Raw genomic sequence first — 21,938 nt, 5'->3', positions numbered from 1 at the left:
GGATTATAATAGAGAACTGTATTACCATTGCCAGCGATAAAGGCTCAGCGCATGACCAGAATCCTAACTTTATTTTTTTTAATAGTAGCTTTTTCACAATCAGGCCAGGCACAAAACGCTGTCATAGGGTTAAAGGCAGGCACAAACATTTCCAGCCTCGGAGGTGATACTGAAAACCTTAGCACAAAATGGGGATTTCACGGAGGTTTTTTTAGCTCACTCAAATTATCCGAAAAGCTGAGTTTACGGCCGGAGATCATCGCGTCAAATCAAGGAGCCAGGAATTCAGGTAATGGCGACGTAAAATTTACGTACTGGTACCTGAATGCTCCGGTACTACTTCAATATCAAAGGGCAACTCCGGTCGCATTCAATATTGGAGTCCAATTTGGAACGGTTTTAAACGCTAAGACCAAAGGTGCAGACGGAGATCAGGATGTAACCAGCCAGCTTAAAAACATTGATTTTTCAGCTGTGATTGGGATAGAGTATGAACTTTCGAGCTCACTTAGTCTGGAAGCCAGGTACAACTACGGGATCTCAAATGCTTCAAGGAACGTGATTCCAGGCGATGATAAATTTCAAAATAGAGTATTCCAACTGTCTTTGGCTTATGTTCTTACCAAATAGCATCACAAAAGTTTTTTTTGTCATAATAGGCATAATGATAACCGGACATATTAAAGGTCAGGAAGTTATTCCCTTTGAATTGTATTTTAACAATTTCAAAACCATAAACCCAGCAGCAGCAGGAATCTTCGATGAGCAGAAATTTGATATCCAGTTTCGGGCCAATAATACCCAAGTCGATTTTCATCCTTCTTTTGCATTGATCTCATATGAAAATCAGTTGACCAGCTTAAACAGTGGGATCGGTCTTATATTGGAAAACCGACAAGCTGGAATATCCACCAGGGTCACCGGTAAAGCCCTTTACAATTATCAATTCGCCTTTGATGATCAAACTTTGGTCATAGGGACAGGTATTGGTTTGATTTCAGATTCCTACGACTTGTACCTGTATAAAGTAATTGACCCCGATGATCCTATACTCATTGAACGATCATCTACCACCACGGCTTTTGATCTTGACTTTGGAATAGCGTATATATGGCAGAACACCCAGGCTGGCATTTCCATTCGTAACGTTCTGGAGTCAGAAATTCACGACAATGAATTTTCAAGGTTAAATCGAACTAACATTCAGTTCCTGAACGCTTATGTGAATCACTCTTTCAAAGTTTCGAATGTCGTGATCAACCCTTCCCTATACTTGCAAACAGATTATGACAATGTGCTTGCAGATCTGAATACTTTATTCGAAATACGCGATCTCTTGTTGATAGGTGGATCTTATAGGGTCACGGAAGGTAACAACTTCCTGAATTTAAATGGTGGGATTAAATGGAAAAACAACATCCGGTTAATGGGAATTCTTTATTCCTCCGGCTATGAAGGGCCAGGGAATAATTATGAATTTAGTCTCAGTATTGCGATTGAAAATAAATGAAGCTGTAATAGATCAGATCGTAACCTAAGCCAACCACAGTTCTCGCCTGATATTAAGTTTAGCATAATACCTCCAAGTACAGGAGCTAGGAGGATCGATTCAGGCTACTTTAAAAAGTTGCTTATATCACAAATAACAGATCCGTTTTCTCTTCCGAAAATCTATTATAATATAAAGAACACTCTTAACATTAAAATCTGATAATGAATGTGTTAGTGTAAAAATTAATCTATTTTTTTCAAAAACTTATTCGTATTTTTTTAGTTAATACTGCATCAATAAAACAAATCATCTATGATGACGACAGTATTGAATTTTCAGTTTTGGTATTTAACAAAAGAATATGTTACTAAAAGAGTTTAAAGACACCTCAGGTAAAGCTTATGCCATCGTTCATTACGAGGAAGAGACAGACATTATTTCTGATGTCTGGAACGGTGTATTTGGCAGTCAGGACAATTTCAAGGAAGTTCTGGTCTACGTACAAGAACAAATACTTGCCAGGAACATTAAAAAATGGCTGGCTGATCTGCGTAATATGCAAGGTTCTTTTGATGGGTCAAAAGATTGGATCGCCGAGGAAATCATGTCCAAATTAATTAAGAATGGTGAGCTATTTCAAGCCATAGTACTTCCCAATAATATCTTTGCTAAACTTTCTGCCAGGGATACTATTAAAAAAGTTTCTAATTATGAATTAAAACAATTCCATGATCCGGAAGAGGCAAGAAATTGGTTAGTTAATGTTAAAGTAATATCATCTTCTTGAAAGTTTTTTCTATTGAGTATCTGTTTATAAAATATAACCTCACACTAGTCTTGAGGTCGCCGCACTAAACCTCAACAAGGTTTTAGATCTGATAAAGCGACACATGCTAATAATACGCTATTGTCTGACAAGCCTTTTGCTAACCACTTTTTCTTCGTTTATTTTTCGTACAAAATACACCCCTGCACCCAGATCACTTACACTAATCTGAAGAGTATCATTTTCTAATCGATATGAAATTTAGTATTTCACTCTAGCTTGATTTTGTAAGGTAAAACCATCTTATTCCAGCACTTGTCGTATTACTCCTTTCAGTACATTATTTTATAAAAACAATGCATTACTATACTGAATTACTCCTGAAACAAGTGGTAACCAGTAGCTTTATGAAGCTTAAGGCAATTGGAGCGTAGTGAAAACTACAACTGAAGAGGCTGTCTCAAAAAGGTAAATGCATTCAGGTACCTCTTATACAAAAGCTGGGGCTATTCAAAATTACTTTTGAGACGGCCTCTCAACTTACTACCCGGTCAAGGTAGTAGGCCTAGTCTTTTTATATTTATTGGATTTCCATTTGCATCTACAGCATCATATACTGTCAAGCCAAAAACTGTACAAGCTGGTCCCACGTTATTTATATTACATTCAGGACCTAATTCAGAAACAACTGCAACCTGCCCGGATGGAGTAATAATAAAGTCTCTGGCTGGGTCAGCAAAAGCTAAACCTATCGCAAATAAAAAAGCTAATACCGGTAAAATTCTTTTTAATTTTTTCATGATTTTGATTTAATGAACTATTCAGACCTACTCTATTAACAGGTTTTCGGCGTCGCCTGTGACAGTACTACATAATGGAATATCTCAATATCCTTATCTATAATATCAGCTAATCACTACTATGAAATCATTGATGCACCCATGGTAATTAGTCCGAGAATTTGAAAATAATTATAAACAGACGGGCAGCTAAGAGATGAACTTTTTTCTAAATTCCAGAATGAAATTAAGCAATTTAAATGAGTTGAGAAATGTTATAGCCAGTTGATTTTAATTCATACTCCAACTAGTTTGTGTCCGTGCCGCGAATAATAAAGATATAGAAACGAACGGCTATCATGCGTAATGAAATTTACCCTGTTTCAACATTTGTTAGCTCTTTATTTTCAATGGGTGTTCTATGGGGATGGTACAAAATATTGCTTTTATTATAAGATACAACAGTTAGAAACCCATCCAAAAATATCAGAGGCAACCGTAAAATTACAGGTCCTGCCTATTTCAACTTCATGGTAAGTCCAACCACTGAAAAAAGCCAAAAGCTATCTTTCATCATTCCATTATTCAAATAATATGACCATATTAGGGACTGTATATAAACCTTAACATTCCTGATGATCGCTTTGCCCTTACCCCGGCCATTTCTCTTTCTTTTTCTGGCCTTTATCTTACCCTTTACCAGCTGTAAAAAAGAAAAAATGGGTGACCCTGATCCGGCGTTCAGCGAATACATCAGCAGCTTTACTTCGGGATTTATCTCAAAAAACTCAGAATTAACCATACGACTGGCCAGTGCAAGCCAGCAGTTTACGGAATCTGAAGGGGTTATTGAAGAAACCCTCTTTGACTTCTCACCCAAAGCTAAAGGAAAAGCCTTTTGGATAGACAATCAAACCATAGCGTTTCGCTTTGAAGAATTCTTAGCCTCAGGCACACAATATGATGTGACCTTTGAATTAGGTAAGGTGCTGGACGTGACCTCAGAATTTGATGAATTTAACTACCAGATCCAGACGCCTACTCAATCTTTTGATCTTTCTGTGGAAGGCACACAATTGTACGATGAAAATGACCTGGTTTGGAATAGCCTTACCGGCCAGTTGACTTCTGTTGATTATATGACAGAAGAAGAAGTGGTTAAACTCTTACATGCGGAGCAAAACAAGCAGCGCCTCAAGATACGATGGACGCATTACGCTTCCGGAAAATACCATGAGTTCACCATAGACAGCGTAGAGCGAAAGGAAAGTGCCGGCATTGTATTACTGGAGTGGTCTGGTGACCCTGTAGAGGTAGAAGTAGAAGGCAATCTGGAATACGAGATCCCCTCGTTGAGTGATTTTGTCATGATGGAAGCTACTGTAATACAATCGCCCGAACAATATATACAGGTCCGTTTTTCAGACCCATTGAAAAAAGACCAGAACCTGCAGGGACTCATTCGTATCGATGGAGTTTCTAACCTTCGTTATGTAATAGAAGAAAATACCGTCAAAGTATACACCAGCACACGCCAAAAAGGAACGAAAAACCTGATCGTAGAACAAGGGGTGAAAAATATACGGGGTAACCGACTGGCCGAGGCCCAGAAAATAGAACTGGCATTTGTAGAAGTTAAACCTGCCGTACGTTTAACGGGTAACGGCATCATTCTGCCAGGCACAGACGGCATGGTATTTCCATTTGAAGCCGTCAACCTGAATGCTGTAGATGTGAAGATCATTAAGATCTATGAAAGTAATATCCAACAGTTTTTACAGGTCAACCGACTAGGGGGTAATGCGCAAATGACACGCGTAGGCCGGCCGATCCTTAAAAAGAAGATCAATCTTACTTCCGACACCCCCATAGATTATGGGGTATGGAACAAATTCACTTTAGACCTTGCTGAGATCATCAAAGAAGAACCCGGCGCTATCTACCGGATAGAACTGGGATTCCGAAAGGCCTACTCGATGTACGCTTGCGAAGGTGAGAGTGATGAAGAAGATAACACTGAGACAGAAGAAAACTGGGATACGTATGAGGACCAGGAGAGTTCTCAATGGGACTATTACCAGGATTACTATTATGACGATTATGGGTACGGCTACAATTATGACTGGAATGAACGTGACAATCCCTGTCACCAGGCGTATTATCGTCAAAACCGAAAAGTGAGCAGAAACATACTGGCGTCCAACATCGGACTGATTGCCAAAGGAGGTAAAAACCGGAAAATCTTAGTGGCTGCCACTGACCTTCGCACTACAGATGCATTGTCCGGAATAGACATTGAACTTTACAATTTCCAAAACCAGCTGATCACTTCAGGCAAAACAGATGGTCAGGGTATGGTGGAAGTGGACCTGTCTACCAAACCCTTTCTGCTGGTGGCCCGTAATGGCACTGAAAGAGGCTACCTGAAATTGGACCACGGCTCTTCTCTTTCTCTTAGCCAGTTCGATGTCAGTGGTCAGACCGTGCAAAATGGATTAAAAGGCTACATCTATGGAGAAAGAGGCGTTTGGCGTCCCGGAGATACACTTTTTCTCAACCTGATGCTGGAAGATAAAGCCCAACTGCTCCCGGAAAGTCATCCGGTGATCTTTGAAATGACCAATCCATTAGGTCAGATCACTCACCGGATGGTGAAAAATACCGGGCTGAACGGTTTTTTCAATTTTACGGTAAAAACGGAAGCCGAAGCTCCTACCGGCAACTGGACGATGAAAGCCAAAGTAGGTGGAGCTACTTTTACCAAAATATTGAAAATTGAAGCCATTAAGCCCAATCGCCTCAAAGTAAAAATGGATTTTGGCGTAGACATGCTTTCCGTGCATCGACCGGATGTACGAGGTGAAATGAATGTCACCTGGCTGCATGGTGCCGTAGCAAGGAACCTACGGGCTAAAGTGGCCGTAACGCTGACGCCCGGTACTACTTCTTTTGATAAGTATCCTGAATACACTTTCACTGACCCTGCCAGACGTTTTGAAGCAGATGAACAAATATTGTTTGACGACAACATTGATGAGAACGGTTCAGCTACAGTGAAAGCAAATATCAGGGTAAACGACGCCGCTCCCGGAAAGCTACGGGCCAACTTCGTAACACGCGTTTTCGAGGAAAGTGGGGATTTCAGCATCGACCGGTTCTCTATCCCCTACTCACCTTATGAACATTATGTAGGCATTAAAACTCCTAAAGGTGACCGTAGAGGAATGCTGTTAACCGATACCTTACACACTATTCAACTAGTAACGGTTGACCCGGAAGGCAAACCCGTCAGTGTAGACGGCATGGACGTAAGCGTGTATAAACTTAACTGGAGATGGTGGTGGGATTCCTCTGATGAATACCTGGCAAATTATGTAGGTAGTTCCTATAAAAACTGGCTCCAAAAGTTTAAAGCTAAAACCGTCAACGGCAAAGGAACATTCAGTTTTAAAATAGAATACCCGGACTGGGGAAGATATATGATCCGTGTTACGGACCGAAAAAGCGGGCATAGCACCGGAAAAATTGTCTATGTGGACTGGCCCGGATGGGCAGGCAGAGGAAAGCGCGAAAATCCCGGTGGGGCTTCCATGCTTTCATTTTCTTCTGATAAAGAAAAATACAGCGTTGGGGAAACAGCTAAAATATCCATTCCTTCCAGCGGCAATGGGCGCGCATTACTTACGGTGGAATCGGGATCAAAAGTGATAGAAGCCAGCTGGCTGGAAGTGAGTGAAGGTGAAATTACTCACAATTTAACCATAACTCCCGATATGGCGCCTAATGCCTTTGTCAGTGTTACCATGTTACAGCCTCATGTTCATGAAAATAACTTGCCTATCCGACTGTATGGGGTGATCCCACTACTGGTGGAAGATCCACAGACCCACCTGGAACCGGTCATAAACATGCCCGACGAACTGGAGCCCGAATCCAAAATAAAGGTAAGAATATCGGAAAAAGGCGGTAAGCCCATGACGTACACTCTGGCCATAGTAGATGATGGCTTACTTGACCTTACTCGTTTCCGCACACCAAATCCACACCCGGTTTTCTATGCCAGGGAAGCATTGGGGGTAAAAACATGGGACCTGTATGACCAGGTCATCGGGGCTTATGGCGGAAAGCTGGAACGCTTGCTAAGTATTGGTGGTGATGAAGAAGCAGCTGCTGATGAAAAAGAAAGTGTGAATCGCTTTAAGCCCATGGTACGTTATTTAGGCCCCTATGAATTGGAAAGTGGTGATAAAAATGTCCATGAAATTGATATTCCTAACTACGTAGGCTCTGTCCGTACTATGGTCATAGCCGGTCAGGATGGGGCTTATGGAAATGCGGAAAAAACCACTCCGGTGAAAAAACCGCTCATGGTACTGGCTACGCTCCCACGTGTGCTTGGTCCCGAAGAGTCTGTAAAACTGCCGGTCACTGTATTTGCTATGGAGAAAAAGATCAAAGAGGTAAAAGTACAGGTAGAGGCCAATACACTTTTCAAAAAAGGGTATACCCATACACAGACCATTCGTTTTGACCAACCAGGTGATCAGGTGGTAAATTTTGAACTGGACGTGGCTTCAGCTATAGGTAAGGGAACGGTAAAAGTCATAGTAAGCAGTGGCCGTGAAAAAGCAAGTCATGAGATAGAGCTGGAAGTCCGTAACCCCAACCCGGAAGCCACGGATTTTGTAGAAACTGTTATTGAACCAGGCAAAACTTCAGAGCTGGCCTATAGCTTTTTTGGCGTGGATGGCACTAATGCTGCCACGTTGGAGCTTTCCAACATTCCACCCATTGACTTCGAACGAAGGCTCAAATACCTCATCGGCTATCCACATGGATGTATTGAACAAACTACTTCCAAAGCTTTCCCTCAGTTATACATTGGGGATGTAATGGAGGTGGACAGCCGTGTAGAGGCCCGTATGTCAGACAATATTAAATCAGCGCTTCGAAAATTAAATTCTTTTCAGTACAGTGATGGTGGATTCAGCTACTGGCCAAACGGCACGCGTTCAAGTGATTGGGCCACCAGCTATGCAGGTCATTTTATGTTAGAGGCCGAAGCCAAGGGCTTTACGCTTCCCATTGGCATGAAAAACAAATGGATCCAATATCAAAAACGTACCGCACGAAATTACAACCCGGTGAAAACCACTGACTCCAGGGGCCGTCATGTCAACTACAGGTATGATTTTGCACAGGTCTATCGTTTGTACACCCTGGCCCTTGCCGGAAAACCGGAGATAGGGGCCATGAACCGGTTAAAAGCGGATAACAAACTTGGTGCCACCGGCATATGGCGCCTGGCGATGACGTACCACCTGGCCGGACAGCAGCAAACCGCTCAAAAAATGATTGCCAATGTACATACTTACGTACCTACCAAAGGCAATGACAGCTACACCTACGGATCAATAGATCGTGACAATGCCATGGTGCTGGAAGCTATGAGTGTTATGGATCGGCGCACCGAAGCTATCACTCTGGTAAAAAGTATTTCTTCTGCCCTCTCAGGCAAGCGATGGTTAAGTACTCAATCTACTGCTTACTGTCTGATGGCCATGGTAAAGTTTGCAGGGTCGGATGGTACTTCCAAAGCGATGAAATTCAGCTATGAAATCGGGAAGCAAAAAGACAACCTGACTTCTACATTGCCTTTAAGACTCATACAGGTTGAAAACACGAAAACGAAACAGGGAACTGCAAGTATTACCAATAAAGGAGAGGGTGTACTTTTTGCACGAATGGCGATATCAGGCGTACCACCTATGGGCAATGAAACCAGCGCACAGAGCAACCTGGAAATATATGTGAATTACTTAACGATGGATGACCAAAATCTGGACCCCACTAAGATTGAACAGGGAACCGATTTCATGGCAGAGGTTACGGTAAGTCATAACAATCCAAACCTAAGACTGGAAAACATGGCCCTGACCCAGATATTTCCATCAGGTTGGGAAATACTGAATACGCGAATGGATGGCACTCAATCCGTACATACAGCTGACATCCCTGATTACCAGGATATTCGTGATGACAGAGTGCTTACTTATTTCGATCTGTACAGGTATACTACCTATAATTCAGGTAACCATACAAAAACTTTTCGGGTGATGCTTAATGCTGCCTACCTGGGGAAATATTACCTGTCAGCCGTATCGGCAGAATCTATGTATGATAACGAGATATTCGCACGTACCGCAGGACAATGGGTGGAAGTGGTGCGGCCCGGGGAGTAGGGCATAGGGTTTAAGGCATGGAGCATGGGGGCAAGTGCCGGGTATAGGTTTTTGACATTGGGTGCTTGTCGACTGCTTTTTGCCTGTTGCTTTTGAGCCAGGGCTTAGGGCATGGAGCATAGAGCAATATTATGGTAAATTGGAAAAAGAGTATAAAGTGGTTTGGCATTGTCGTTTTGACTTTGCTGATGATCTCTCGGTTTATACTTCCTGAACCCTCTTTTACAACACCTACATCCACTGTATTAGAAGCATCAAATGGGGACCTGCTTGGCGCTCGTATAGCTGAAGACGGGCAGTGGCGTTTCCCAGCTACTGACTCAGTGCCACATCGTTTCAAAGTTTGCATTCTTCAGTTTGAAGACCAATACTTTGAATATCATCCTGGCATCAACCCTGTAGCGGTACTACGTTCGCTGCTCGTAAACCTTCGCGAAGGTAAGATCGTGCAGGGAGGTAGTACGATTACGATGCAGGTGGCACGTCTGCTTCGTGCCGGAAAGCCACGAAACTATTGGCAGAAACTGTTGGAAACGTTCATCGCACTTCACCTGGAGACTAACCTGAGCAAAGATGAAATTCTTAACCTGTATGCAGGAAATGCTCCTTTTGGTGGAAATGTAGTAGGACTGGAAGCCGCTTCCTGGCGCTATTTTGGAAGATCTCCTTATGAGCTTTCCTGGGCAGAATATGCGGTATTGGCAGTATTGCCGAATGCTCCCTCGCTGATCTATCCGGGTAAAAATAAAGAGCTGTTAAAACAAAAGCGGGATTTCCTACTCGACAGGCTATTATCAAAAGATATCCTGGATGATGAAACCAATCGATTGGCAAAGTTAGAGCCCCTTCCAGAACGTCCCTATCCCCTGCCACAGGTAGCCCCTCACGCATTGGACAGAATATATAGCAGGCACAGAGGGCAAAGAATACAAAGTAACCTTAAACCCAATCTCCAAAGACAGACCCAGCGCATACTGAACGATCATGTCTCACAGCTATCCTACAATGAGGTTTACAATGGAGCTGCACTCATTTTAAAAGTGGAGGACGGTAGTATCATTTCGTATGTGGGCAACGCTACTACCGGCAAAAACCATGATAATGCCGTAGATGTAGTGATCGCCCCCAGAAGTACCGGTAGTATTCTAAAACCATTTTTGTATGCGGCTGCATTAACACATGGAGAGTTATTGCCTAACATGCTTGTGCCTGACGTACCTACTTACTTATCAGGTTACGCACCTAAAAACTATTTCCCTTCGTTCGATGGAGCAGTTAAAGCGGATGAAGCGTTATACCGGTCACTGAACATCCCTTTTGTACGCATGCTTCAGCAATATGGGGTAGACCGATTCTATAACGATCTGAAAAATATGAGTATGTCCACCCTGGTTTATCCCTCCAATCATTATGGTCTCTCATTGATCCTGGGTGGTGCTGAAGCCAGATTGATCGACCTCGCTAATATGTATGGTGGAATGGCCAGGGTACTAAAAAACCAGGGAGTGGAATATTCATCCAATGATTTTTTTAAAACGGATCTCATAACTCCCACACTAAGCAGCTATCCTAGAAATACCAAATACCTGTCTGCAGGAGCAATATACCACACTTTCAAAGCCATGACACAAGTAAGCCGGCCGGTAAGTGAGGATGGATGGCAATCTTTCCGGTCCAGTCGTCAGGTGGCCTGGAAAACAGGGACCAGCTTTGGGAATAAAGACGCATGGGCCGTGGGCGTAACCGCAGAATATGTAGTAGCCGTTTGGGTGGGAAATGCCGATGGCGAGGGACGGACGGGGCTCACGGGAGTCACCGCAGCGGCTCCCTTGATGTTTGACCTCTTTACCTTATTGAAAACATCTGACTGGTTCTTTCCTCCCTATGATGACATGGTGCAGGCCACAGTATGCGTCAAAAGCGGATACCCGTCTTCCACCCGATGTAACAGCACAGACACTACCTGGGTACCTAAAGCTGTTTCCAAAATGCTGGGCTGTCCTTTTCATAAAGTGGTACATCTAAGCCAGGATGAACAATGGCAGGTAAACACGAACTGTGAGCCCCCCTCGAACATAAAAAATGCGAGTTGGTTTGTTTTACCACCTGTCCAGGAGTGGTATTTCAAAAGAACGTCCCCTTTTTATCGCACCTTACCTCCTTTACGCAAAGACTGTGCTGATGCCAACCGAACAGCCGCCATGGAATTGATCTATCCCAAAAACTCCGATAAGCTATTTATACCCATAGAATTAGACGGGACACGCGGAGGTGTGGTGTTTGAGCTAGCCCACCGGAACCCCGGCCTTCAGATTTTTTGGCACCTGGATGGCTCATTTCTAGGAATGACTCGTGATTTTCATCAAATGGAAATTAGTGAAAAAAAGGGGATGCACGAGTTGATCATAGTAGATGAAGAAGGCAACGAATTGATCAAAAAATTTGAAATACTGAATGATTAACCCTCTTAACTTCCCACTGAACTCCTGGAACATTAAACTTTTTGATCGCTCAATGGTCTAAAGAGTAGAACTGATCAACCATGAAGTATTTTTATTTTTTTACGTTTTCTTTACTAACACTTTCTATCCATGCCCAGGAACCTCAAGAACTCTATTTCCCTCCTTTAAATAGTGATGTATGGGAAACTACCGACCCTGCATCTTTCAACTGGTGCGAGACTAGTATCGATGCGTTGTACGATTACCTGGCCCGGGAACAGAGTAAATCTTTTATGCTACTCAAAGACGGGAAGATCGTATTAGAGAAATATTTCGGAAATTATACGCAGGACAGTGTATGGTTCTGGTTTTCTGCCGGCAAGAGCCTGATGGCTGTTTTAACCGGAATAGCCCAGGCAGAAAACCTGCTCGATATCAATGATAAAACGTCCGACTACCTTGGGGCAGCCTGGACGAGTTTAACTCCGGCACAAGAAGCTAAGATCACCATTAGAAATCAACTGACCATGACTTCGGGAGTAGATGAAACCGACTTCTTTTGCTCTTCGCCAGAATGCCTTATTTACAAAACAGATGCAGGAACCCGATGGGTGTATCATAATGGCCCATATTCACTGCTAAGAAATGTGATTGAGAATGCAGCTGCCGAAAATCTCAATCTTTTTACCAATTCGCACATAAAGGAAAAAATAGGAATGTCCGGGGTCTGGGTTAAAGCCGGTTTTAATAGTTTTTTTGTAAGCCGCGCCAGGGACATGGCACGGTTTGGCCTTATGGTACAAGCGGAGGGACAATGGAACGACTCTCCTATCTTATCCGATATGGATTATTACAAGGATATGATCAACACTTCGCAAGAGCTTAACCCTTCTTATGGTTATTTGTGGTGGTTAAATGGAAAAGCATCTCATATCACTCCTGAGAGCCCAACTTCCTTAACAGGGCCGCTTACACCGGATGCACCGGACGACACTTATACGGCAGCCGGATCACAGGGTCAATTCATTAGCATTTCACCACAAAATGGCATGATATTAATACGTCAAGGGGCACAGGATGATCAGGAATTAGCACCGGTTAATTTTTTGAATGATCTATGGGCAAGAATAATGTCATTGGAATGCCAGATCACGGCGACGGAGATACCGAATGAAAATAACCAGGTAGTATACCCACAACCAGCCACAAAAACCCTTACTATCACCGGGCCTGTTCCGGATCAAACACAGATCACTAATCTTGCAGGCCGACCCTTGAACACATGGACAAGAACAAAAGAAATAGACATCAGCGGATTAAGCCCAGGCATTTATATTCTTACCGTTGTGCAAGATAAGCGTTTGGTTACCCATCGGATAATTAAAAGATAATTGATCAAACCTGTTGCTATTCTTTTCGTTTCAAACGTATAGCAAATTCACATCTCCATGCAAAACCAATTAATGTCAGTATTGAAACTTTATAGTTCACGTTTTTCAACTTTGTATTTCTTACAAATACTTATGATAATCACTTTTTTAAGTAGCGCTACAAGTGGGAGAAGTCAATCCACAGATACTGCTGCCGAAAGTGATACCTGGTATGTATGGATGGATGCCAAGGTAAATAAAGGAGCTAAAAGGGTTGTGAGTAATATGTTCGTCATTGACTGTTGTGTAAAGTCACCAAAGTACAGGAAACTCTTAAGGCAAGCGGAAAAATGGATCCGAAAGAATGTTGACGAAAGCTATTCGGGCGAAGACCCGCTAAAAAAGATCCAGGATGAAAAGCTTGCCCTGGCAATGGTAACACGGGCCAAATCTGAAGAAAATGCGGAGGTGGTAGATTTCCAGGCCACCTGTAGTAAATAATAGTCTTAAGATCAGAATTCAACATTCCTTACTGCATAACCCTTTAGTTAATGAGATATATTTTTGTCTTATTTTTTCTAAGTCATTTAGGAATAGTAAAAGCCCAATCTACAGATTTTTTAGTGGTAAGGGGTACAGTCTATGACAAAGCATCAGAAGAACCTGTTCCTTACAGCCATGTTACGCTTAAAAACCGGTCGATAGGCACTGTAGTGAATGAAGATGGTGAGTTTTCTTTCAAGATCCCGATGTCGTCAAAAACCGACACCGTCTCCATTAGCGCCATTGGTTATACGACTCAGTTGATCCCCGTCCCATCCATTGAAAGCAGTTTCCTTGAAGTAATACTTATCCCGGAGAGCAAAATACTCGAAGAAGTGGTAGTTACTGATATAAACCCCGAAGTACTGTTAAAAGAAGTAATCCGTAAAATACCCGACAACTATGGCAGAAACCCAACACAGTTGACCGGATTTTACAATGAATCTGTAAAGATCAGTGATGAATACTACAGCTACCTGGAAGGTGTGATCAGCACTTATAAAACAGGTTATGACAAGAAAAGCATAAAAGAAGACCAGGTAAAGGTCATTAAAGGAAGAAAACGGGACGGCAAGCTGGCAAGCGATAAAACCAGGCAACCCCCTGCTGTCAGGGCTGGTCCTACCGCATTCAATTCCTATGATTTCATCAAAAGAAGGCGCAATTTCTTATCCAACAAAAAAATTAACCTGTTCCATTATGAGCTGACTGATATCACCAATTACAATGGAATGGATGTTTATATCATATCGTTCAATCCGCGAAAAGACTCCCCCAAATCTTTTCACCAGGGCAGAATGTATATTGAAACAGACTCCAGGGCGGTGATCCGTATTGAATTTGAGATGACGCCTTCCGGTATTGATATTCTAAACCGCAAAAATGTAAAAAACGGTAAAGGGTCAGCCTTCTATGTTACGGCCACTTCAATGCGGGCGGTATTAGACTATGACCTGTATGGAACTGAATGGGCGTTAAGCCAGGTAAGACTTAGTCTTGGATTTGATTATTTAATGGAATACACCCAGACAACAGAACAAATGGACCTGGGCCTTCATATTATCACCACTGATCTAAAGAAAAGAAATATACAGCCATTTTCTAAAGAAGACGCTTTCAAAAGCAAACAGCTATTCGCCACCAGCCTGGGTAAAGACGACCCACTCTTTTGGGAAAACTATAATGTTTTAGAACAAAGCAACAAGCTAAAAGCCGCCTTTGAAGGAATGGAATGAGAGAGCCAGGGGCAGAGGGCGGAGAGCCTGGGGCAGAGGGCGGAGAGCCTGGGGCAGAGGGCGGAGAGCCTGGGGCAGAGAGCAAAGAGTAGAGAAGTTAGGTGCTAGATGCTGGGTGCTGGTAACTGGATGCTAGGTGCTAGTAGCTGGATGTTGAGATTGGATGCTTGCCTACTGCTTTTTGAGCGGAAAGTCAGGCGTTGGATTGACACTATCGCTTCTGTCTTTTCCTCAGATACTCCTCCGCCATTTTTTTGAAACGCTTTCTATTTTCCTCTCCCAGGTCAATGTCCGCTCCATAACTGGCATGTGAAAAATCAAGCCGTTCTTTTATACCCTCTATGGCAATCTCATGAAATTCTTTATCCCCGTTAGCTCGTTTCGTTAGTTTGATATGATCGTAAAGCTCCCCGTTGACCAGATACGTCAATACTTCAATGGTATTGTCCACCACTTTGACCTGGTGAAATAGCTGCACATCAGTACCTACACGTTCCATCCAGGGGGCAAAATTGGTGTCATACATTTTTGGGCCACTGTTAGAAACGTAATAGACCGGACCGGAAAACATTTCTTTTCCTACTTCCTTTTCGCCACGCCCCCTGGCGAAAGAATGATGATGCCCCTGTAGCACCAAGTCTACACCGTATTTATCGTATAGAGGTTCCAGCCAGGCTCGTACTTTGTAATCCCCTCGATTGGCCCGGGCAGAGTAAATGGGGTGATGGTGACTTATAATGGTCCATTTTTGATCATTATTTTTCAATAATGTTTCCAACCAGTGGGCCTGCCTCTTTGCATGCTCATCATCAATGAGCATATCGCGACTGTCAAGAACAATAAACCGTACATTTTCATAGTCAAAGTAATAAACCGTTTCCTCCAGCCCGGCCGGACCATTTAACGGAACAGTAAATGAAGCTCTCCAATAATGATTCAAAGCCGGTTGCCCGTTTTTCCTGACATACTCATGATTACCTGCCACAGGCACTTGTGGTGTAGAGGCGAACATCCATCCACCCCCAAAGAACCACTCTCCCCACTCCCGGTTGGCACTGGCAAAATCTACCATATCACCGGCGTGGAGCATGAAATCGACTTCTTCTGAAAGGTCAGTGGCCTTTCGGATACAACGCGACCACAGGTCACGCATGTCATTCTGTGCATCACCGAAATAAAGAAAGGTGAAAGCCTGGTCCTCGTGGGGAATATTAAACTGATACCACTCACTCCAGTGCTCTTTCGCTCCCACACGATAGGCATAAGTTATTCCGGCCGTCAGACCTTTAAAGTGATATGTACTGTATTGCGCCAGTACCTCCTCCGTCTGTATCATTTCCGAATGAGCAGCGGCTGTTTTTGCTTTTTCTTCCAGATTAGAAGAGGCATCCGCCACCAGCCACTGTACTGACTGTGGTCCGGCTGAAGTATCTGTTCTCCAGGTGATCGTTCTTTCATTTCCCTCCTCTGTCAAATTTAGAATGACATGGTCCGGCCAGTCCGTAGGCCGATAGCGGTCTTCATGAGTTTGGGCCTGTACTTCCAGCACAACAGACAACATTATCAACAAGAATGCAGCCGTATTTTTCACTTTAAAATGTGAGTGTATCCGGTAAAAATTTCGCAGCCAGGTCCTCGTAATAGGGCCTTAATGCCTGCACATCCGGTTTTACCGGTGCTTTGGTATATAGATCGTATGGGTTGAATTTATCTACCCACCTGAACATTTCATGATCATGCCTGCTCATGAGGTGGTCATAGGCCCTTTCCCTATGTTGAGCATAAAAGCTATGATAACGTAACATATACAACCCTTCTTCCGGCAGATGATCTTTCATGATATGATAGATGTATTCATCATGCCCCCAGGACATATGTACATTATCCAGCCCGCAATGCTCTTTATAAACCCCAAGCCTGGTATTAAAACGTGCGTTTTTAGTGTCCGGGTTGTCATTGAAAAACCCGGGATAAACGATCTTATCAGAAAAAGCGCAGCCTACGGGGAACGTATCTCCAACCACCGCCCATTGGGGTTCTCCAAACAAACAAAGTACTTTCCCCAGGTCATGAAGGAACCCTGTGAGAATAAACCAATCAGGGTGGCCATCAGCACGAATGGCTTCGGAGGTTTGTAGCAGGTGCTGGGTCTGGTCCAGGTCAATGTCAGGGTCTGAATCATCTACCATGGTGTTGAGGTACTCCACCGCTTCCCATAATGTCATTTGCTTTCTATCCAGTGACAAAAACTCCTTTTCCTTCTGTAATACAAAATCGTACGTTTGATACTGGTGATTCGTACGATAAAACTCCTTCACCGTATCGCGGGCAGGATCATCGTAGTTTCTGAATTCACTTTTTTCCTTGACGGGCTCCTCAGGGTATCTTCTCAGGACATCGTCTTCCCACTCCTCGATAAGATCATGGGCTTTCTTTTTCTCTTGCTTTGATAACTCCATAATTAGTTTACATTAAGATATTCAGCTTCCGATAGTGACCACTAAATACAACAGGCCAATGATAGCTACCACCATACCGCAGGCGAGCACGAAACCTATAAGGTCTTGCCTGTTCCAGCGATAAAATTCCCAATCTGACCCGGGAAACAACAATACATTATTTTCCTCCATTTCTTTTTCATGATCAATTTTAAGCGTTTCCCCAGATGCTACACGAATCCTCATTTTATGATAAAATCGGCCTATCTGCTCTTCCTGGTCGGCCTTTAACAGCAGCGACCCAATGATCAAAAGTATAAATGGGAAAACAAGCCTGATGAGCATTCGGATGGTTTCGTTAAGTGCATACGGGTTCTTTGACAGGTCAAATCCGATCGCATCCAGAAATATCAATTCAAAGTAAGGATACCCCTGGCCATAAAATGATCCGTCTGCATCCTGGGTAATACCTTTGGACCAGAAAATAGATTTCTTCGGAAGTGTGTATGTTTTTGAGAATTTCTCCCCTACCCGGATCAATGGTGGTATTTCACTCTCGCCATTTTGGTTGGCAGAAGATTTGGCGATCAATTCGTTACGGACATCTACATCTACTTGTTTGGCGATATAGGTCCTGACGATAGGCTCGGGCTGTGTCAGTTTAAGGAGCTGTTCCGAGGTTTTTATACCTGGAAATACTAATGCAGTAATGACCGGGACCAGGTAAAACAATGAAAACGCTCCCAAAATAGACCACCAGGCACCATGTACGTTGGCTTTCCTCCATTTCAGGCCAAGCCAAAAAGCGGCAGCAAATACTACGAAAAACTCCCAGATAAACTTCAAGACCTGCAAAATATTGTCAAATTGTGTAGTGATCACAGCACCACCCACCAGGAACAATGCTCCCGCTACCCTTCCGGCCCACACGAGATGCCTGTGAGAATCGACCTTGAAAAAAGGTTTATACAAATTTTTAACGATCAACCCGGATACCGTGATCATCAGACAATCGGCGGTAGACATAAGGGCAGCCATCAAGCTTGCCAGCATCAGGCCTATGAGCCCTAAATTAAGCGGTCCAAGTAATTCACGTGTAGCATAACCCCATACCAGGTCAGAGTTGGTGATCTTGCCGGTATATAGAAGAACAGCGCACAGGCCCAGCAACCCCCACATAATGGTAACAATACGTTTCATAAAAGTGCCGGTAACAAATCCGACCCGGGCGGAAAACTCATCTTTAGCAGCACCGGCTGTCACCAATTGGTTAGGCTGGGTGACCACTGTCATTCCTGATACCAGGGCTACTGTTAAAATGAAATACCAGGTAAAATCAATGGTTTGGGGTGATCCAAACACCTCAAACATACTTTCAGGTAAGTTTTCATGTAAGTTTTTAAGTGCGCCCATACCGCCTGAACCGCCATATCGCAGGTTAATAGCCTCCATGGCAAACGGTATCAAAACAATAGATAGCAGAATAATAAATATGCCCTGCAACATGTCTGTATAAACCGCTGCCTCCAAACCTCCTAATGCTGTATAAGACATTACCAGCAGACAGATCGACCAGATGAGCACGTTTTCATTGGCATAGGAGAAGATCCCTCTCGGTTTTTCTTTACGTAATAATTCAAGTCTTTCTATCTCAGCACCGGAAAGCTGATCAATAGAGGACGATTCCAGGTGTACCAGCTCATTGGCATCTTGCAGCTCCTGCTGTTCCTGTATAGTGAGTTCTGTGGCAGGCTTAGCCATCATGGCCATAGTCGTTTTTGTTACCGCCATATACCCTACGGACAATAATCCCATCATTCCAATAGAACCGATCAGCGCATAGGTGGCTGCCATCTTCCCTGAGCCATATCTTTCAAGGTAGAAATCCCCCATGGTAAGGATATGCAGCCTTCTGAGCCACGGCGCGGTGATCCAAAACAAGGGAGTAACAAAAAGCATGAGCAAAGAACTCCATATGCCTGCAGCCCCGTTATTGAACGTGGTGGTAGCTACTCCTGCCGGCCCATCAGCGGAAGTGGCCTGGCCAAAACTGGCGAAGGTACTGGTGAGCTTACCAAACTTTCTACCCCCCAGGAAATAGTCTTCTGTATTATTGATCCTGAAACTCGCCCGAACACCAATGTATATGATGACCCCAAAGTAGACCACCAATACAATAATGTCCAAAACCGTCAGTCCGAAAATCACTTTATCATCTTTAAATTAGTATGGCCTGTCCTGCTTTCTTCCGCAAAATCAAAATTTTTGACCTTCACATTGACCGACCCTTCGTCGATGATCGAAGTTTCAAAATAGTCAGCGCGATGCGGCCCCCAAATGAGACTACAGTCCACGATATTTACATCAGAAACATTGTATAAGAAAAAGCCAGCTGTACGGCCTTCAAGCGTATCCGGGCCGGCACATGGCCTGCAATCATAGATCCCACCAGGATAATCGGTAGTCTTATCAATGGCTATATCCACTCCTTCAAAGCGTACGTCACGTACCTTATCCGTGGCATAACTACCTACAAACACACCGTTCTCACTTTTACAACGAATGTTAGCGAAAGTAATATTCGATACCTGTCCTACCTCACCGCTTGTAGCACCTTTTGGCAACCTGATCCCCGCGTCTTTATGGTTTTCAGTCGACCTGGGAAAAGCAGTGATATATATCGGCTCTGATTTACCCCACCAGACATCGGAAAACAACCTGCACTCCATGATCACATTGGATACAATAATATTTGAAATGGTACCTTCATCACGATTTTGGATCCCAATGCCACGGTTACTGTCTTTAATAATACAATTAGTGATGGTTACATTTCTGATCTGGTCAACATTCTCGGACCCAAATTTTACTGCACATGAAGTAGACACCATCGTACACCCGGTTATCGTAATGTCCTTGCAAGGTCCGAACTCTGCATACTCACGCCTGTTTTTGAAGCATATGCAATCATCTCCTGATTCGATATGGCAGTTGGAAATATTCACATTCTGGCAATGGTCCAGGTCTATCCCATCGCTATTCCTGATTTTCAAACAATTATAAATAAAAAGACCCTCCATGCTCACGTCGTGGCAGCCTACAAGATGAATGCCCCAGTAAGCCGCATCCTTCATGGTTATATTCATGATCTTAATGCTTTTACCTCCTATAATGGTGATAACATGCGGCCTGGGATCTACTTCATCAAATGGTTTCAAATCGTAGGCATCATTTTTTTCTTGTCCCATGAAAGAAATCCCGTTCCCGTCAATGGTTCCACCCCCTGTAATAATAACATTTTCAATATTCTCGCCACCTATCCATATGGAGCCTTCCCCCCTGTTTTCACGAAAAGCACTTTCTGTGTAAACACTTTCGTCCGGGTTGGCCAGCAGCTTTGCCCCAATCCCTACGTGAAATTCGATGTTTGACTTAAGCTTAAAAGGACCACTTAAGAACGTACGCCCGGAAGGCACTACTATACGCCCTCCTCCCTGGCCACTACATGTATCAATCGCCTGCTGTATTGCAAAAGAATCATCTGCTACACCATTGCCTTTTGCCCCAAATTCCGTTATATTGTATTCCATTGCTATTTATGTACTACATAATTACATATTGCAATATATCAAAAAAGTATGACTTTAAGGAACAATTTTTGACCACAAATCAATTATGGCTCCATATATTTCGACAACTTTATAAAATCGGACAATCAGTGACTAAATCGTTAAAGTTATCCCCAGTTGTAAAAACCTCACTGGCAGATCAGGTAGAGCAAAACCTGATGGAGTACCTGAAAAAGAACAACTTCAAGGTAGGTGATGCCATGCCCAAAGAGATCGAGCTGGCTGAAGAGCTCGGTGTAAGCAGAAATGTGGTGCGGGAAGCGCTCAGCAGGTTAAGAATGCTGGGCATAGTAGAGTCTAAGAAACGTAAGGGAATGGTCATTACTGAACCGGACCTGCTAAGCAGTGTGACCCGGCTCATGGACCCCAGCCTTCTCAGTGATAAAACCATGAAAGATATTTTTGAGCTCAGGTTGGTACTTGAAGTGGGGATGTCCGACCTGCTTGTGGTGCGAAAAACGGATGAAGATATTGTAGAGTTAAAAGATATTGCCCGGAAAGAGGCAGAGGATCCCGAGTGTAAGCATTCCCTCGAAGTACGGTTAGGGTATGAAATTGCATTTCACGGTAAGCTCTACGCTATGACGGGCAATTCCACACTGACCCGTTTCCAGCAAATGTTGCTTCCGATTTTCAACTATATGATGGAAGTGGAATCGCACCTGAAATCCGAACCCCCAAGAGGGGATATCTCACATATGGACCTGGTAACAACCCTGGAAAAAGGTACGGCGGCAGAGTTACGCAGAAACATGAGGGCGCATCTTACTCCGCATTATGCCAGGCTTTGACATGGGCACTAAATTGTTACAGTTTTTAAACATGTGAGTCTGTTTTTTTTAAGACAACAATAGAGCATTATAATAGACTTACATTTATATTCTTTTATTTTCTGATGATGTTGTTGAATATCGTCGAATAGAATTTGTAAGTCTATAACGTTGAGAAAGAGTCTACGTTTGGTATCGGTCGATTTAACATCCTCCCCAAACCTAACAAGGTG

The 21,938-nt window shown here is 43.4% G+C and carries 15 protein-coding genes; 9 read left to right on the top strand and 6 right to left on the bottom strand.

Features of this window, described 5'->3' with window-relative positions; translation table 11 throughout:
• Nucleotides 1-51 precede the first annotated feature (51 nt).
• The 3 genes from FNH22_RS03450 to FNH22_RS03440 all read left to right on the top strand — a co-directional run bounded on the left by FNH22_RS03450 (nucleotide 52) and on the right by FNH22_RS03440 (nucleotide 2,279).
• Nucleotides 52-630: a porin family protein gene (locus FNH22_RS03450; RefSeq protein WP_143396922.1), complete on the top strand. Its 579-nt coding sequence runs from the start codon at nucleotides 52-54 to the stop codon at nucleotides 628-630.
• Entirely contained in the window at nucleotides 572-1,510 is a 939-nt protein-coding gene (locus tag FNH22_RS03445; RefSeq protein WP_143396920.1) for a PorP/SprF family type IX secretion system membrane protein, read from the top strand. Before FNH22_RS03450 ends, FNH22_RS03445 begins: the two co-directional genes overlap by 59 nt.
• Before the next feature lie 343 nt (nucleotides 1,511-1,853).
• The gene (locus tag FNH22_RS03440; RefSeq protein WP_143396919.1) at nucleotides 1,854-2,279 is read left to right on the top strand and encodes a hypothetical protein; all 426 of its coding nucleotides are present in this window, start codon (nucleotides 1,854-1,856) and stop codon (nucleotides 2,277-2,279) included.
• 117 nt (nucleotides 2,280-2,396) lie between these two features.
• Here the strand turns inward: FNH22_RS03440 and FNH22_RS32840 are convergent, their stop codons facing one another.
• Together FNH22_RS32840 and FNH22_RS03430 are read right to left on the bottom strand one after the other, a co-directional pair.
• The gene (locus FNH22_RS32840; protein ID WP_143396986.1) at nucleotides 2,397-2,519 is read right to left on the bottom strand and encodes a T9SS type A sorting domain-containing protein; all 123 of its coding nucleotides are present in this window, start codon (nucleotides 2,517-2,519) and stop codon (nucleotides 2,397-2,399) included.
• Nucleotides 2,520-2,809: 290 nt separating this feature from the next.
• The gene (locus FNH22_RS03430) at nucleotides 2,810-3,058 is read right to left on the bottom strand and encodes a DUF6520 family protein (protein ID WP_143396918.1); all 249 of its coding nucleotides are present in this window, start codon (nucleotides 3,056-3,058) and stop codon (nucleotides 2,810-2,812) included.
• A gap of 614 nt (nucleotides 3,059-3,672) precedes the next feature.
• Between FNH22_RS03430 and FNH22_RS03425 the strand changes: the two genes are divergently transcribed.
• The 5 genes from FNH22_RS03425 to FNH22_RS03405 all read left to right on the top strand — a co-directional run bounded on the left by FNH22_RS03425 (nucleotide 3,673) and on the right by FNH22_RS03405 (nucleotide 14,868).
• Entirely contained in the window at nucleotides 3,673-9,279 is a 5,607-nt protein-coding gene (locus tag FNH22_RS03425) for an alpha-2-macroglobulin (protein ID WP_143396917.1), read from the top strand.
• A gap of 131 nt (nucleotides 9,280-9,410) precedes the next feature.
• Nucleotides 9,411-11,741: a penicillin-binding protein 1C gene (gene pbpC / locus FNH22_RS03420; RefSeq protein WP_143396916.1), complete on the top strand. Its 2,331-nt coding sequence runs from the start codon at nucleotides 9,411-9,413 to the stop codon at nucleotides 11,739-11,741.
• 80 nt (nucleotides 11,742-11,821) lie between these two features.
• Nucleotides 11,822-13,111 carry a serine hydrolase gene (locus FNH22_RS03415; RefSeq protein WP_143396915.1) on the top strand — a complete coding sequence of 430 codons (1,290 nt, stop codon included), beginning with the start codon at nucleotides 11,822-11,824 and terminating at the stop codon, nucleotides 13,109-13,111.
• A 132-nt stretch (nucleotides 13,112-13,243) separates the two neighbouring features.
• Entirely contained in the window at nucleotides 13,244-13,591 is a 348-nt protein-coding gene (locus FNH22_RS03410) for a hypothetical protein (protein WP_143396914.1), read from the top strand.
• Nucleotides 13,592-13,641: 50 nt separating this feature from the next.
• Entirely contained in the window at nucleotides 13,642-14,868 is a 1,227-nt protein-coding gene (locus FNH22_RS03405) for a carboxypeptidase-like regulatory domain-containing protein (protein WP_143396913.1), read from the top strand.
• A 211-nt stretch (nucleotides 14,869-15,079) separates the two neighbouring features.
• Here the strand turns inward: FNH22_RS03405 and FNH22_RS03400 are convergent, their stop codons facing one another.
• From FNH22_RS03400 to FNH22_RS03385, 4 genes are read right to left on the bottom strand one after another with little or no spacing between them, the layout of a single operon-like run.
• Nucleotides 15,080-16,459 carry a metallophosphoesterase family protein gene (locus FNH22_RS03400; RefSeq protein ID WP_143396912.1) on the bottom strand — a complete coding sequence of 460 codons (1,380 nt, stop codon included), beginning with the start codon at nucleotides 16,457-16,459 and terminating at the stop codon, nucleotides 15,080-15,082.
• A 1-nt stretch (nucleotide 16,460) separates the two neighbouring features.
• Complete coding sequence (locus tag FNH22_RS03395) at nucleotides 16,461-17,327, bottom strand: inositol oxygenase family protein (protein WP_143396911.1); 867 nt, start codon at nucleotides 17,325-17,327, stop codon at nucleotides 16,461-16,463.
• Between the two features lie 21 nt (nucleotides 17,328-17,348).
• The gene (locus tag FNH22_RS03390; RefSeq protein ID WP_143396910.1) at nucleotides 17,349-19,514 is read right to left on the bottom strand and encodes a sodium:solute symporter; all 2,166 of its coding nucleotides are present in this window, start codon (nucleotides 19,512-19,514) and stop codon (nucleotides 17,349-17,351) included.
• Entirely contained in the window at nucleotides 19,511-20,896 is a 1,386-nt protein-coding gene (locus tag FNH22_RS03385; protein WP_143396909.1) for a glycoside hydrolase family 28 protein, read from the bottom strand. The genes FNH22_RS03390 and FNH22_RS03385 overlap by 4 nt, the downstream gene beginning before the upstream one ends.
• Nucleotides 20,897-21,024: 128 nt before the next feature.
• Between FNH22_RS03385 and FNH22_RS03380 the strand changes: the two genes are divergently transcribed.
• Nucleotides 21,025-21,726, top strand: coding sequence for a FadR/GntR family transcriptional regulator (locus FNH22_RS03380; protein WP_255517975.1), 702 nt, complete (start codon nucleotides 21,025-21,027; stop codon nucleotides 21,724-21,726).
• Nucleotides 21,727-21,938 lie beyond the last annotated feature (212 nt).

It is taken from the genome of Fulvivirga sp. M361 (assembly GCF_007097395.1).
Taxonomy (GTDB): domain Bacteria; phylum Bacteroidota; class Bacteroidia; order Cytophagales; family Cyclobacteriaceae; genus Fulvivirga.
The sequence above is the reverse complement of the archived record's forward strand: the minus strand, read 5'-3'. Positions and strand labels throughout refer to the sequence as shown.